The sequence below is a fragment of the Micromonospora sp. WMMA1947 genome, from assembly GCF_027497355.1.
Taxonomy (GTDB): domain Bacteria; phylum Actinomycetota; class Actinomycetes; order Mycobacteriales; family Micromonosporaceae; genus Micromonospora.
Genome location: NZ_CP114909.1, coordinates 3,149,064 through 3,162,799, shown reverse-complemented (window position 1 = coordinate 3,162,799; position 13,736 = coordinate 3,149,064). Strand labels below are relative to the sequence as shown.

12 protein-coding genes are annotated in these 13,736 nt (G+C 73.0%); 5 read left to right on the top strand and 7 right to left on the bottom strand.

Features of this window, described 5'->3' with window-relative positions:
* Nucleotides 1–63: 63 nt before the first annotated feature.
* The 6 genes from O7604_RS15110 to O7604_RS15085 form a co-directional block, all read right to left on the bottom strand.
* Nucleotides 64–1,818, bottom strand: a complete 1,755-nt coding sequence (locus tag O7604_RS15110; protein ID WP_269704425.1) for a substrate-binding domain-containing protein — start codon at nucleotides 1,816–1,818, stop codon at nucleotides 64–66.
* Between the two features lie 177 nt (nucleotides 1,819–1,995).
* Nucleotides 1,996–3,024, bottom strand: a complete 1,029-nt coding sequence (locus O7604_RS15105) for a lactonase family protein (protein ID WP_281576929.1) — start codon at nucleotides 3,022–3,024, stop codon at nucleotides 1,996–1,998.
* Between the two features lie 100 nt (nucleotides 3,025–3,124).
* Nucleotides 3,125–3,727: an ATP/GTP-binding protein gene (locus O7604_RS15100; RefSeq protein ID WP_269704423.1), complete on the bottom strand. Its 603-nt coding sequence runs from the start codon at nucleotides 3,725–3,727 to the stop codon at nucleotides 3,125–3,127.
* Nucleotides 3,708–4,097, bottom strand: coding sequence for a DUF742 domain-containing protein (locus O7604_RS15095; protein ID WP_269704422.1), 390 nt, complete (start codon nucleotides 4,095–4,097; stop codon nucleotides 3,708–3,710). Before O7604_RS15095 ends, O7604_RS15100 begins: the two co-directional genes overlap by 20 nt.
* Nucleotides 4,087–4,509: a roadblock/LC7 domain-containing protein gene (locus O7604_RS15090; RefSeq protein WP_013288181.1), complete on the bottom strand. Its 423-nt coding sequence runs from the start codon at nucleotides 4,507–4,509 to the stop codon at nucleotides 4,087–4,089. Before O7604_RS15090 ends, O7604_RS15095 begins: the two co-directional genes overlap by 11 nt.
* Entirely contained in the window at nucleotides 4,509–6,857 is a 2,349-nt protein-coding gene (locus O7604_RS15085) for a nitrate- and nitrite sensing domain-containing protein (protein ID WP_269704420.1), read from the bottom strand. Before O7604_RS15085 ends, O7604_RS15090 begins: the two co-directional genes overlap by 1 nt.
* 303 nt (nucleotides 6,858–7,160) lie before the next feature.
* On the opposite strand from O7604_RS15085, the gene O7604_RS15080 reads away from it, so the two are divergent.
* The 5 genes from O7604_RS15080 to O7604_RS15060 all read left to right on the top strand — a co-directional run bounded on the left by O7604_RS15080 (nucleotide 7,161) and on the right by O7604_RS15060 (nucleotide 11,494).
* Entirely contained in the window at nucleotides 7,161–7,766 is a 606-nt protein-coding gene (locus tag O7604_RS15080) for a hypothetical protein (protein ID WP_269704419.1), read from the top strand.
* A gap of 13 nt (nucleotides 7,767–7,779) precedes the next feature.
* Nucleotides 7,780–8,901, top strand: a complete 1,122-nt coding sequence (locus O7604_RS15075) for a hypothetical protein (RefSeq protein WP_269704418.1) — start codon at nucleotides 7,780–7,782, stop codon at nucleotides 8,899–8,901.
* A 135-nt stretch (nucleotides 8,902–9,036) separates the two neighbouring features.
* Entirely contained in the window at nucleotides 9,037–10,695 is a 1,659-nt protein-coding gene (locus O7604_RS15070) for a sodium:solute symporter family protein (RefSeq protein ID WP_269704417.1), read from the top strand.
* A 17-nt stretch (nucleotides 10,696–10,712) separates the two neighbouring features.
* Nucleotides 10,713–11,036, top strand: a complete 324-nt coding sequence (locus O7604_RS15065) for a hypothetical protein (RefSeq protein WP_269704416.1) — start codon at nucleotides 10,713–10,715, stop codon at nucleotides 11,034–11,036.
* 74 nt (nucleotides 11,037–11,110) lie between these two features.
* Complete coding sequence (locus O7604_RS15060) at nucleotides 11,111–11,494, top strand: hypothetical protein (RefSeq protein WP_135241748.1); 384 nt, start codon at nucleotides 11,111–11,113, stop codon at nucleotides 11,492–11,494.
* A gap of 108 nt (nucleotides 11,495–11,602) precedes the next feature.
* Here the strand turns inward: O7604_RS15060 and O7604_RS15055 are convergent, their stop codons facing one another.
* Nucleotides 11,603–13,411: a glycoside hydrolase family 6 protein gene (locus tag O7604_RS15055; protein WP_269704415.1), complete on the bottom strand. Its 1,809-nt coding sequence runs from the start codon at nucleotides 13,409–13,411 to the stop codon at nucleotides 11,603–11,605.
* Between the last annotated feature and the right edge of the window lie 325 nt (nucleotides 13,412–13,736).

Sequence of the window (13,736 nt, the reverse complement as noted above, 5' to 3'; positions counted from 1 at the left end):
CCCGGGAAGCCTTCCGCCGTACCGGATTTCCGGTACGGCGGAAGACTAGCGCTGAGCTTCAGGTCAGCGGGGGGCGGGCGGCCGGAGCGCGATCGCCCGGAGGAAGATTTCGCCGATCTTGCTGGGGTCGGTGGTGACGAACGCGCCGCCGCCGGTGACCTTGGTGATCGACTCCAGCTCGGCCCGGTTCACCTCGGTGCCGATGCCGATGATGACGACCTGGACCGGCTGCTCGTCGTCCTTCAGCTTCTTCAGCTGGTCCAGCAGTTCCTTCTGCGAGATGCCGTTGGCGTCCTCGTTCTTGCCGTCGGTGAACAGCACGATCGAGTTGACCTTGCCCGGCTCCCAGTCCTGCTGCACCTTCTTGTACGCCGCGAGCATGGTGTCGTACAGGCCGGTGTCGCCGCTGGAGGGCTTGATCGAGGCCAGGCCGCGCTGGAGTGCGCCCCGGTTGCTGGACAGAGGCTTTATTCCGACCAGCTCGCTCCAGTCCTGCGAGCCCTGGAGGTTGGTGGAGAAGGTCCAGAGGCCGATCGACCAGGAGTCGTCGAACAGCCCGAGGCCCTGGCTCGCGGCGGCGACGGTGACCTGCTCCCGGCTGGCGCCGTTGGCGGTCGCGACCGGCTTCTTCATCGAGCCGGAGACGTCGATGACGCAGAGCATCCGGCCCGACTGCGTGGCCACCGACCAGGTGGTGGTCGCGGTCGAGATGGCGCCGGGGTCGAGGTCGGCCGCGCCGCCCTGACCCGACGGCGGCACCTGGCTCGCGCCGCCGTTGGCCGGGCTCGGCGCGCCGGTCGGGGCCTGGAAGCCCTGCCCCCAGTTGCCGTCCGGCGCGCGCAGCGCCTGCGAGGCGAGCCGGTCCTTGAAGGCCGGCGTACGCAGCACCTCGAAGAGCACCCGGGCGGCGGACGCCTTGGACGGCTCGATGCCGGGCAGCACCGCGAACGGGTAGTCCAGCGGGATCGGCGCCGGCTCGAGGTAGAGCGCGGCGAGCCGGATCGGCGGCTTGGTGCTGTTGTAGGCGATCACGTCCTCCTCGGACAGCGCCGCCGCCCCCAGCCCGTTGGCGATCGCCGTCGGGTCCGACGAGCGCGGGAACCGCGCGAGAAGGTCCTGCCGCAGCGAGGAACGGTTGGTCGCCAGCGCACGCAGCGCACCGACCATCGCCTCCTGCGCCTTCGGCGAGCCGGACTCGCCGGTGGAACTGGCCGCGGCGGTCAGCGACAGCAGGCCGGACAGGCCGGCCGCGTCCTGGGTCGGCTCGACGATCCCGGCCCGCAGCGGCTTGCTGGCGGTGACCTGGGTCAGCAGGTCGGACCAGCGCAGCTTCTTGTCCGGCCACCCGATGCGCGAGGCCACCGGCTCGGGCAGCGCCACCACGACCGGGCTGCGCGCGATCGAGGCACCGTTCGTCGGCGCGAACGCGCTGGCCCCGCCGCTCTTGAGCCGGACCAGCCAGGTCGAGGAGTCCGGCACCCAGACGTCGGGGGTGACGGCGGTGCCGCTGGCCTGCCCGACGCCGGCGAGCGTGGCACCGTGCTTGCTCGCCACCGCGGCAGCCACCTCGACCGACTCGGACGAGGAGACGTTCACCGCGATGCACGTTCCGCCCACCGCCGCGCCGTCGGAGACCCACTGGTCGGCGGCGGCGCGCACCGCGGGGGCGATCTCCGGGGCGGTCGCCACCGACAGCTCGATGCGGCCCGAACAGTTCGGGCCGGCCAGCTGCTGGTAGCCGAACCAGGAGCCGGCTACGACGGCGACCAGGGCGGCCGCCACGGCGGCGGCACCTGCTCCGCGGAGGTGAGAACGCATGCGATGGCGGCCAGACACGGTGACCATCTTGCGTACCTCGTGGGGTTACCACCACAACCGTTCGGACGAAAGTTACGCAGCAGAAACAGTTGATCACCTAACCCATACGTTAAGTTACTGGTCAGTCATTTAAGGTGACTTCAGTCCACTTCGGACTGGCAATTGGTGACCGTTCCGTCACGGTAGGACGCACGTCGGACTGGCCACCGGCACCGGCTCCCCCACCGGCTCGGGCACCCCGCCGTCCGGATCCACCCGGAAGATCCTGATCATGTCGGCCCGCTCGTCCGCCACGTACAGGTGCGCACCGGCGAAGGCGAAGTGCCGGGGCCACTCGCCGCCGGTGTCGACCTCGGCCACCAGCTCCGGCGCGGGACCGTCGAGCGCGAAGACCGCGACCGTGCCCACACCGCGGTTGCCCACATAGAGGAAACGTCCCCCGGGCCCGACCGCCACCTCGGAGGGCTGGACGTGCCCGGTCCGGCCGCTGGCGTCGACACGCGTCCGCTGCCGCGGCCCGTCCGGCGTCAGCTCGTACGCGGTGACCGTGGCGTCCAGCTCGCCGACGAGCCAGCAGCGCCGCCCGTCCGGGTGCCGGGCCAGGTGCCGGGGCCCGGTCCCGGGCGCCGTCCGTACCCGGGGCTCCCGCTCGGTCAACCGGCCGGCGTCGACCGCGTACCGGTAGACGGAGTCGGTGCCCAGGTCGACAGCGAGCAGCCCGCCGCCGGCCGGGTCGGGCGAGACCATGTGGCAGTGCGCGTGCTCCTGCCGCTGCGGGTCGGCGCCGTGGCCGGTGTGCCGCACCAGGTCGGTGCGCTCCCCCGGCACGCCGTCGGCGTCCAGGCCGAACACCGCCACGCTGCCGCCGCCGTAGTTCGCCACGAACAGGTGCCGCCCGTCCGGTGTGACCGCCAGGTGGCACGGCTCCGCGCCGCCGGTCTCGCGGACGCCCAGCGGCGTGAGGTCGCCGTCCGGTGCCACCCGGAACGCGCTCACCTGCCCGTCGGGCAACTCGTTGCACCCGTACAGCACCGGCAGCGCCGGATGCCGCACCAGGAACGACGGCGACGGGGTGACCGCCACGACGCCCAGCGGGGTCAGTTCCCCGGTCGCCCGGTCCCGCCGGGCCGCCACGACGCCCTCGGCCCGCCCGCCCGTCTCCGCCGTGTAGCCACCGATGTGGACGATCTCGTCCTGCCCGGTCACCGCTCCCACCTCTCGTCGGTCCTGCCTGCGATCCAACCAGAGGCTTCCCGGTGGCGCGCCCGGTCAGTCCCACCGCGCCCGACGGATCGGGTGCGGGTGCTCAGCCCACCGGCACCGGCTCGCCGCGCTGCCGCGCCACGTGCTCGACGAGCGAGATCAGCACCAGCTTGCCGGACTGCCGGTCCCGGGCGTCGCAGAGCACCAGCGGCACGTCCGGGTCCAGGTCGAGGGCGTCGCGGACCGCCTCCAGGCCGAACCGGCGGGAACCCTCGAAGCAGTTGACGCCCACCACGAACGGAATGCCCCGCTGCTCGAAGTAGTCGATCGAGGGGAAGCAGTCGGCGAGCCGCCGGGTGTCGGCGAGCACCACCGCGCCGAGCGCGCCGAACGCCAGCTCGTCCCAGAGGAACCAGAACCGGTCCTGGCCCGGGGTGCCGAACAGATAGACCTGGAGGTCGTCGTTGATGGTGATCCGGCCGAAGTCCATCGCCACGGTCGTGGTCGACTTCTGCTCGACCCCGGAGACGTCGTCGGTACCGAGCCCGGCCCCGGTGAGGACCTCCTCGGTCTGCAACGGCCGAACCTCACTCAACGCGCTGACCAGCGTCGTCTTTCCGGCGCCGAAGCCACCGGCGATGAGGATCTTCAGCGCCAGCGGCACTCGTGCCGCCTCCGGCTCCCGGTCATAGCGCACGGAGTCCACTGACCACCGCCTTGAGGATGTTGTCGTCGGGCAGGTACGCGGTGGCCGGTGGGCGGTGCACCGCGACGAGTCCATGGGCGAGAAGGTCGCCGAGCAGCACCCGGACCACGCCCACGGCCAGGTCCAGGTCGGCGGCGAGGTCGGCCACGGCCTTCGGCCGCCGGGCCAGCTCGATCAGGCGGCGGTGCTCCGGCTGGAGGCCGGGCGTACCGGCCGGGTCCGCGCCACTGGTGGCGAGCACGAACGCCAGCAGGTCGAAGCCGTCGACGGGTGGGCGTACCCGGCCGCCGGTGAGCGTGTAGGGGCGCACCACCGGTCCGGCGTCGGCGTCCAGCCACTCGTGCTGCGGCCCCGGCGACTCAGCGCGCATCGGTCCGCTCCCCCGCCACCCGGCTCGGCGCGGCCAGGTTCTCCCCGACCCGGATGACGAGCATCGCCATCTCGTACGCGACCAGGCCGATGTCGGCGTCGGCGTCGCTCGCCACCGCCAGGCAGGCGCCCTGCCCGGCGGCGGTCACGAACAGGTAGGCCGACTCCATCTCCACCACGGTCTGACGGACCGCGCCGCCGCCCAGGTGCCGGGTGGCGCCCTTGGCCAGGCCGGAGAAGCCGGAGGCCAGCGCGCACAGGTGTTCCGCGTCGGTGCGGTCCTGGTCGGTGGAGGCCCCGAGCAGGAGCCCGTCCGCCGAGAGCACCACCGCCTGGCGGGCGGCGGGAACGCGCTCCACCAGGTCGTCGAGCAGCCAGTCGAGATCGGCGTTCTGCCGCGTCGTGTGCACCACTAGGCGTCCCTCTCAGTCGCGGTTCGTGGGTCCGGCGCCGGCGGGGCGGGCTGAACGCCCGGCCCCGCGGTCGTGGACGGCGTACCGGTGTCGCGCGTTTCGGTCGTGGGGGTGGCCGGGTCGGTCCCGGCGGTGCGGGCGCCGTCCCGGCGTCCGCGGGCGGTGCCGGCCTGCAACGCCGACATGGCCCGGCGGGCCTCCTCCGGGGTGCGGTGGGCCGGAGTGTCGGTGACAACCGCGCGGGGACGCGCCGTCGCGCCGCGGCGCCGGATCCGGCGGGGCAGGCCGTCGTCGTCGGCAGGTGGCTCCACAGTCGAGGCGCGCGCCGACTGCAACGGGACCACTGTGCTCTCCGACCGGTCCCGGCCCGGCCGGACCGGCCGCCCCGGCCGGGGCACCGTGGCCAGCCGCGTCACCTTGGCCAGGCGCCGCCGTTCCGGCCCGGCGGAGGTGTCCGCGCCCACCGGCGGCTCGTCGGTGATCAGTTCCGACGGTACGAACACCGCGGCGACGATCCCGGCCGGGCGGGACGGCCGCAGCTCCACCCGTACGCCGTGCCGGGCGGCCAGGCGCGCCACCACGAACAGCCCCAGCCGGGCGCTGCCGGCCGGGTCGAACTCCGGCGGCTCGGCCAGCTTGCGGTTGGCGTCGGCCAGGGCCGGCGCGGACATGCCCAGTCCCCGGTCGGTGATCTCGATGGTGTAGCCGTCCGGGACGGTCCGGCCGGTGACGTCCACCCGGGTGCCGGGCGGGGAGAACGTGGTGGCGTTCTCGATCAGTTCGGCGAGCAGGTGGATCACGTCGCCGACGGCCCGGCCCAGCACCCCGGCCGGGGCCACCTCGCCCACGTCGACCCGGTCGTACGCCTCGACCTCGGAGATCGCGCCGCGCATCACGTCGACGGCGGCGACCGGCCGGCGCCAGCCGCGTCCGGGCGCGGCCCCGGCGAGAATCACCAGGTCCTCGGCGTGCCGCCGCAGCCGCGTCGCCAGGTGGTCGACCTGGAACAACCCGGCCAGCTCGTCCGGGTCCTCGGTACGCCGTTCCAGCCGGTCCAGCAGCGCCAGCTGCCGGTGCACCAGCCCCTGGCTGCGCCGGGCCAGGTTGAGGATCACCTCGTTGAAGCCGCGGCGCAGCGTCACCTCGTCGACGGCGGCGCGGACCGCGGTCCGGCGCACCTCGTTGAAGGCGCGCGCCACCTGACCGATCTCGTCGCCGCCGTGGTCGAGTTCGGGCGCCTCCCGGGCCACGTCGACCTCCTCGCCCCGGCGCAGCCGCGCGACCACGTCGGGCAGCCGGCGTTCGGCCACCTCGGTCGCGGCCGCCCGTACGCCGGTCAGCCGCTGCGCCAGCGACCGGCCGACCCGCAGCGCCACCAGCACGCACACCACGATCGCGACCAGGCCCAGCACCCCGGCGGCGGCGAGCTGGACGAGGATCCGGGTGGCCATCGGCACCGACCGCTCGGCGAGGGCGTCGGCGCCGCGCAGCTCGAAGTCGCGCAGGCTCTTCCACACCTCGGCGTGACTGGTGTCCCACGCCCGCATGTCGAACCGGGCGGGCAGCGCGGACGAGCGGACCAGGCTGTCCTGCAGCGCGCGCAGCTTGCCGAACCCGGCGCCCTCGGTCATCCGCTGGTACGCGGCCCGCTCCGCGGGCGGCAGGTCGGCCACCGCGATCTCGGCCAGGAAGCGCTGGTTCTCGACGGTGCGTACCAGTTGCTCGTGCTCGCCGTCGGCGTACCGGCCGGCGGTGACGGCGCCGGCCAGCAGCGCGTCGGCCTGCCCGAGCAGCTCCCGGGAGCGCCCCAGCGCGGTGAGCGCCGTCGCCTCCCGGTTGAGCTGCGCGTCGGGCAACGCGGCCATGGCGCCGAACGCCTGGAACGCCGAGCCGATCATCCCGCTGTAGAGGCCGACGGCGCCGGCCCGGTCGACCTTCCGGTCGTCGATGAACGCGCGCCCGGCGGGCAGCGCGTCGAGCGCCGAGACCAACTGGTCGAGCCGGTTGTCGAGCTGGGCGTCGGCGACGTCGCGCAGGTCACCGCCGTCGACCTTGCGGCGCAGCTCGACGATCGCGTCGTCGGTGCGTACCCGCTGCTCGGTCAGCTCCGGGAGGGCGCGGTCGCCGGCGAGCTGGACCACCGACAGCCGCCGTTCACGTTGCAGCTCCGCCACCACGGCCTCGCCCGGGCGGCCCAGGTCGTAGAGGAGGGTACGCGCGGAGAGCAGGTCGAGCGCGGGCCCGAAGGTGAGCGTGGTGGCGAAGATCCACAACGCCAGCAGCCCGGTCACCGGGCCGATGACCAGCGCGGTCAGCTTGGCGCGGATCGGCCAGTCACGGGTGTTCAATCAGACCTCGCCCGGGAAGGTGTCGCTCGGTGGCGCCGGCAGCGGCCGCCGTTTCGCCGGCCACGACGCCGGGCCCCGGCCCGGACGCCTTGGGCAGGATACGTAATCCGGGGCGGATGCACTACCGGCCGTCTCGGCTCTCACTACGGTCCGAGACGGGCACGACGGGCGCAGTCGGACACCGCTGCGGCACCGGACGGCGGTCGCGGCAGCGCGCCTTTTTCCCGGCCGGGGCGGAAAGTGCCGCAGAACGGGATTGGCGATCACCCGCACGAGGGAATACCAGCGTGCGAAGGAGGAGCCATGTCGTCCACCCAGGTAGTCGTCATAGTCATCGTCGTCGCCGTCATCGCCGCGCTCGTCGCGGTCGCCGTGGTCGCCAGCCGCCGCCGGGCGCTGCGCGAACGCTTCGGCCCCGAGTACGACCGGGTCGTCGCCGAACAGGACAGCCGCAGCGCCGCCGAGCGCGAGCTGCGGGAGCGGGAGCGCCGGCACGCCGAGCTGGAGCTGACCCCGCTGAGCCCGGAGTCGCGGGCCCACTACGCCGCCGCCTGGGAAGAACTCCAGGTGCGCTTCGTCGACTCCCCCGCCGAGACCGTCGGCGAGGCCGACGAGCTGGTCAGCCGTCTGATCGCCGAGCGCGGGTACCCCACCGGGGACTTCTCGGACCAGATCGCCCACCTCTCCGTCGAGCACGCCCGCACGCTCACCCACTACCGCGACGCCCACGAGATCCGGCAGCGCAACGAGCGCGGTGAGGCCGGCACCGAGGACCTCCGGCAGGCGCTCGTGCACTACCGAGCCCTCTTCGCCGACCTGCTCGGCGAGGACCCGGTGCCCACGTCGACGCAGCAGCCGGAGCAGCGCCACCCCGATCACGACCACGACCACGACGTCCCGAGCCGCTGAGGAGGCCGCCGCCATGCGCCAGGATGAACAGCAGGTCACGCAGGACCACCCCGAGGCCGTCCGGTCCGCACCGGTGCCGGTGCCGCAGCCGGGCGAGCACGCCGACCGACGCGACGCCGACCGGGCCGACGTGCCCGAGGACGCGCTGGACGACCGCGGCACCTTCGACGACCCGGCGGTCGCCGACGAGCGGCGCGACGCCGAGGTCGACGAGACCCGCGCCTACGACGCCGGGGACCTGCGCGACGCGGCCGACCGGACCGACGAGGACGGGCGCGACGAGGACGGACGACCCCCGTACGCCGAGCCGGCGCCGCTGCCGACGGCGTTCGGCGCGGCCACGGTGGGCGACGCGGTAGCCGCCTCGGCGCTGGCCGGCGGCCGTCCGCAGGACGAGCGCGACGCGCGCGACGAGGACACGGCCGCGCCGGGCGACGGCGCGCCGGGACGCACCGACCCGCTGGACGACGAGCGGGCCGACCCGACCGCCGGGGACCGCCTGCACGACCGGGACCGCTGGGACGCCGAGCACTCCGGCGCCGCCGATGACGTGGACGGCGACGGCCGGGACGACCGCACCGGCGACGACGTGGCCCGGGGCGACCGCCCGGTGGACACCGACGACCGCATCGACGGCGTCGTCCGGGACGGCGCGGCCGCCGACGGCGCGGTCGGGTACGGCAGCGCCGAGCCCGGCCTGGTCGACCCGGACGCCGAGCCCGTCCCCGCCAGCGACGACGCCGACCGGCGGCACGACCGGGTGGACGCCGACACCGCCGCAGCGGCGGCGGGCGCGGCAGCCGCCGGGGCGGCCGGCACGACGCTGGCCGGCGCCGAGCGGCCCACGGCCGGCGCGGTGCCCGCCGACGCGGCGACGCTGTTCGCACCCGAGGCCGCGCAGGGCTTCCGGGACCGCTGGCGCGACGTGCAGCTGCGCTTCGTGGACGACCCGCGCGCCGCGGTCGGCGAGGCGGAGTCGCTCGTCGAGGAGGCCATCGAGGCGCTCTCCACCGCCCTGCGCGAGCAGCGCACCCGGCTCGGCGCCTGGCAGGAGTCCGGCTCCACCGACACCGAACAGCTCCGGGTCGCCGTGCGCGGCTACCGCGACTTCCTGGACCGCGTCCTGGGGCGCTGAGGCTCCCCGCAGAACCCCACGGAGCCCCGGCCGGCGACCCGGCCGGGGCTCCGCCGTACCCAGACCGGCCAGCAGGCATGAAACTTCGCAATCGGGGTACGTGCGGGCAGCGGTGCACACGAGGGGAGCACGGGCATGGGTGGCGGCGGCCTGCGTCTGGACATGAACGCGGTGGACTACCTGATCCTCGCGCTCTACTTCGTCACGGTGCTCGGCGTCGGTTTCGCCGCCCGGCGCGCGATCCGTACCAGCGTGGACTTCTTCCTCTCCGGCCGCTCGCTGCCCGCCTGGGTCACCGGCCTGGCGTTCGTCTCGGCGAACCTGGGCGCGCTGGAGATCATCGGCATGGCCGCCAACGGCGCCCAGTACGGCATCATGACCGTGCACTACTACTGGATCGGCGCCGTACCGGCGATGGTCTTCCTCGGCATCGTGATGATGCCGTTCTACTACGGCTCCAAGGTCCGTAGCGTCCCCGAGTACCTGCGGCTGCGCTTCAACCGCCCCACCCACCTGCTCAACGCGATCAGCTTCGCGGTCGCGCAGGTGCTCATCGCGGGCGTGAACCTCTACGCGCTGGCCCTGATCATGCAGGCGCTGCTCGGCTGGCCGCTCTGGTTCGCGATCATCGTCGGCGCGGTGATCGTGCTGGCGTACATCACCGTCGGCGGGCTCTCCGGCGCGATCTACAACGAGGTGCTCCAGTTCTTCGTGATCATCGCCGGTCTGGTGCCGATCACGGTGATCGGGCTGGTCAAGGTCGGCGGCGTGAGCGGACTGATGGACGCGGTCCGCGACTCCAAGCTCGGCGAGGCCGGACTGCACGCCTGGGAGGGCACCGGCAGCACCGACAACCCACTCGGCGCGCACTGGCTGGGCATCGTGTTCGGCCTCGGCTTCGTGCTCTCCTTCGGCTACTGGACCACCAACTTCGCCGAGGTGCAGCGCGCCCTGTCCGCACGGAACATGAGTGCCGCGCGGCGTACGCCGATCATCGCCGCGTACCCGAAGCTGCTCATTCCGGCGGTCACCGTGATCCCCGGCCTGATCGCCCTGGTCACCGTGAAAGGGCTGGGCGCCGACGAGGGCGACCTGGTCTACAACAACGCGATCCCGCTGCTCATGCGCGACCTGCTGCCCAACGGGGTGCTGGGTATCGCGGTGACCGGCCTGGTGGCCTCGTTCATGGCCGGCATGGCGGCGAACGTCAGCGGGTTCAACACCGTGTTCACGTACGACATCTGGCAGGCGTACTTCCGGCGGGACATGCCGGACGAGCACTACGTGAAGGTGGGCCGGATCGCCACCGTCGGCGCGGTCGTGATCGGCATCGGCACGGCGTTCATCGCGGCCGGGTTCAGCAACATCATGAACTACATCCAGGCGCTGTTCTCGGTCTTCAACGCCCCGCTGTTCGGCACCTTCATCATCGGCATGTTCTGGCGGCGGATGACGCCGCTGGCCGGGTTCTGGTCGCTGCTGTCCGGCACCGTCGTCGCGACCGCCACCTACCTGCTCTACAAGGGCGGCGTGATCAGTTTCAACTCGGACCTGGAGGAGAGCTTCTGGGGCGCCGGCCTGGCCTTCGCCACCGTCGCGGTGGTAGCCGCGGTCGTCACGCCGCTGACCCGGCCGAAGACCGACCGGGAGCTGACCGGGCTGGTGTACGGCCTCAGCGACACCACGCTCGCCGACGACTCGCTGGCCGGCGACACCGCCTGGTACCGCTCCCCGGTGCTGCTCGGCGTCGTCGCCGTGGTCCTCGCCGCCCTGTTCTACATCCCGGTCTTCTGAAGGAGGGGACGCACGCCATGGCAGACGACGCGGACCGCCACTACCAGGGCGGCGAGGCGCACGACCCGCTGGTCGACGAGACCGAGGACGCCCGGGAGGAGCGCTCCGCCGCGGCCCGGCTGTTCGACATCCGCCGGGTCATCGGCGGCCTGTTCGTGGCGTACGGCCTGATCGTCGGGTTGCTGGGACTGTTCGACACCTCCGCCGAGATCGAGAAGGCGCAGGGCCTGCGGATCAACCTGTGGGCCGGCGCGGCGATGCTGGTGTTCGGGCTGCTGATGCTGCTGTGGCAGCGGCTGCGCCCGACCGAGCCGCCGGAGCCGCAGCGCGACGAGTCCTGACCCCTCCGCCCGCATGGCGCGGTCCGCACCGGGTAGGCCACGGGGATCACGCGAAGGGACAGGAGGGCAGCAGCATGACCGATCGTGACCGCGGTGGCGAGCGGCCGCTGGAGGAGACCCCCGAGGTGGCCGCGGCGGTGGACGACGACAGCACGGTGCCCCAGTTGCGCAGCGGCGGCACCGACCCGGACAACCCCGTCTTCACCGAGCCGGACGGCGCGGTGCCGGACACCGGTTCACCGAACCTGATCGGTGACCCGTACGCGGCCGGGACCGGCGCGACCGGCACCGGCACCGGTGCCGCCCCGGACGACATCCGTACCGGCGCCGAGCAGCCCTGGGATCCGGAGGACCTGGTGCAGGCCCGGGGTCAGGACGTGACGCCGGAGAACCTGGAACGGGCCCGCCGCGACCTGGCCGAGCTGGGCCGGGCGGCGATCGAGCGCACCGTGCCCTGACACCGGGACGGCCGAGGGCCCCTGGTCGACGTGGGCGTCGACCAGGGGCCCGGGGAACCCGCGCGGCGGTGCCTCACTCCCGCCGCGGCGGGTGGCCCTCACCGCGGCTCAGGAGAGCGGCGGGTACGCGTTCTGCATGAGCTGCTGGAACTGGGCCGCGAACCAGGCGCCGGAGATCGGCGCGTCCGGCAGGGCACCGGACATGTTGTTGCCGTTGCGGGCGTTGCCGGTGTAGGTCGGGTCGCACATCCGGTCGAAGCCCTTGCCCTCGTTGTTCGGGATCTCCTTGCTGGAGCCGTCCGACTCACCCGGGGGCTTCACCCAGACGTAGGCGTCGATCCCGGGCTCCGGGTTGGCCTGCGGCCGCTCGCCGAGACCCGCGCCGGCCTGGTTGCACCAGTTGCCGGTGTGGAAGCGGCGGTCGACCCGGCCGCCGTCGACGTACGCGTCCACGCTGGTCGACGGGCCGGGGCCGGTCGGCCGGGCGGCGCCGCCCCAACCGTTGCGGGAGGTGTCGATCAGCATGCCGATGTTGCTGTCGAAGCCGATCGAGACCAGCTTCTGCCGGAACGCCTGGGCGAACGACAGCTCGTCGAGGTACTGGTTCCAGTCGGCCCACTTGGACTGCCGGACGGTCTGGCCGTTCACCGTGTCGGTGATCTTGACGTACGGCTCCCTCAGCGCGGAGTAGTTCGCCGTGTTGACGATGAAGCCCTGCACGTTGGCGACGGTGCTGCCGGAGGCCACAGCGGCGGCCTTGAGCTGGTCGGCGACCGGGCCGAAGTTGCTGTCCCAGCCGATCCAGCCGTGGTGGGCGGCGTCGATGTAGTTGTAGACGTTGCCGATCGCGCCCAGCTTCGCCAGGGCGTAGCCGACACCGTTCACGTACGCGCCGTTGGCCTTCACCGTGTCACACATGACCGTGCCGCCCGCGTTGCCCGAGGTGTTGGTCACCAGGTTGGGCAGCGAGTCGATCTCGATGATGTTGACGATGCGCAGGTTCCGGTACTTCGAGTCGCCCTGGATCGCGGCGATCGGGTCGATGTACTCGGCCTTGTAGCGGGGCAGCTCGTCCGGGCCCAGCTCACCGTTCGAGGCGAGCGCGGAGCAGTCCCGGCCGGGCAGGTTGTAGATGACGAACTGGATGTAGCCGGCACCCTGGGCGACCGCGGCGTCCAGGTGGTCACGGACGCCCATCGCGCCGTTGGAGCTGCTGTCCGGCGTGCCGTTGATGGCGGCGATCCGGTCGATCCAGACGGCGGTCGGGTTGTTCGACACCCGGTTGCCGCCGGACACCGACTCGGCCTTGGCCTTCCACTCGGGGTTCACGTACCCCTTCACACCGGCGTACGGGTTGTCGACCCGCTGCCCGGGCGGCGGCGGGCTGGTCGGCGGCGTCGAGGTCGGCGGGGTCGACGTCGGCGGCGTGCTCGTGGGCGGCGTGCTGGTCGGCGGCGTGCTCGTCGGCGGGGTGCTGGTGGTCGGCGTGCCGCCGTTGCACACAGTGCCGTTGAGCGTGAACTGGGTCGGCTTGGGGTTGCTGCCGCTCCAGGAGCCGTTGAAGCCGATGGTGGTGCTGGCGCCGCTGGCGAGCGACCCGTTGTACGACTCGTTCTGCGCGGTGACGTTCTGCCCGCTCTGGGACCACCTCGCGGACCAGCCGTTCACCACGCGCTGCGAGCTGTTCGGGAAGGTGAAGCCGAGGTTCCACGAGCTGAGCGCGTCACCGATGTTCCTGATGGTCACGTTGCCGGTGAAACCACCGGGCCAGTCGCTGGTCGTGTAGGTCACGCTGCACTGGGTGGCGGCCTGCGCCGCGGTGACCGGGAGGGTCACCAGTCCACCGGCTACCAGGACGCCGGCGCTGGTGAGCGCGAGCGTCCGGCTCCGGCCGGACAGCCTTCTCCACAGATTCATGCCACTGATCTCCTTGGGCGAGACCGGATCCGCGTACGGCCCGGCGCAAATGGCGGCGGCGGTCGTGGAAACGACCGTGCGCGCCACGGGTTTCTTCGGGGGACGCCCGACCCGGACGGGCGTTGTGGGGGTGGTGGTGCCGACCGGTCCGCAGGACCGGCCGATGGAGCCGGACGTCGTCCGGCGGTGCCGGTTGCCCTCGACGTCTGAGCTCGCGGTGTGGCTCCCCGAACCGCGTGCAGCGATTCTTGCATGGGAGCGCTTCCATGGCAATGGTTCGATGCGCTCGCCGCCCACCCTACCGCCGGCCCGCACCCGCCCCGCC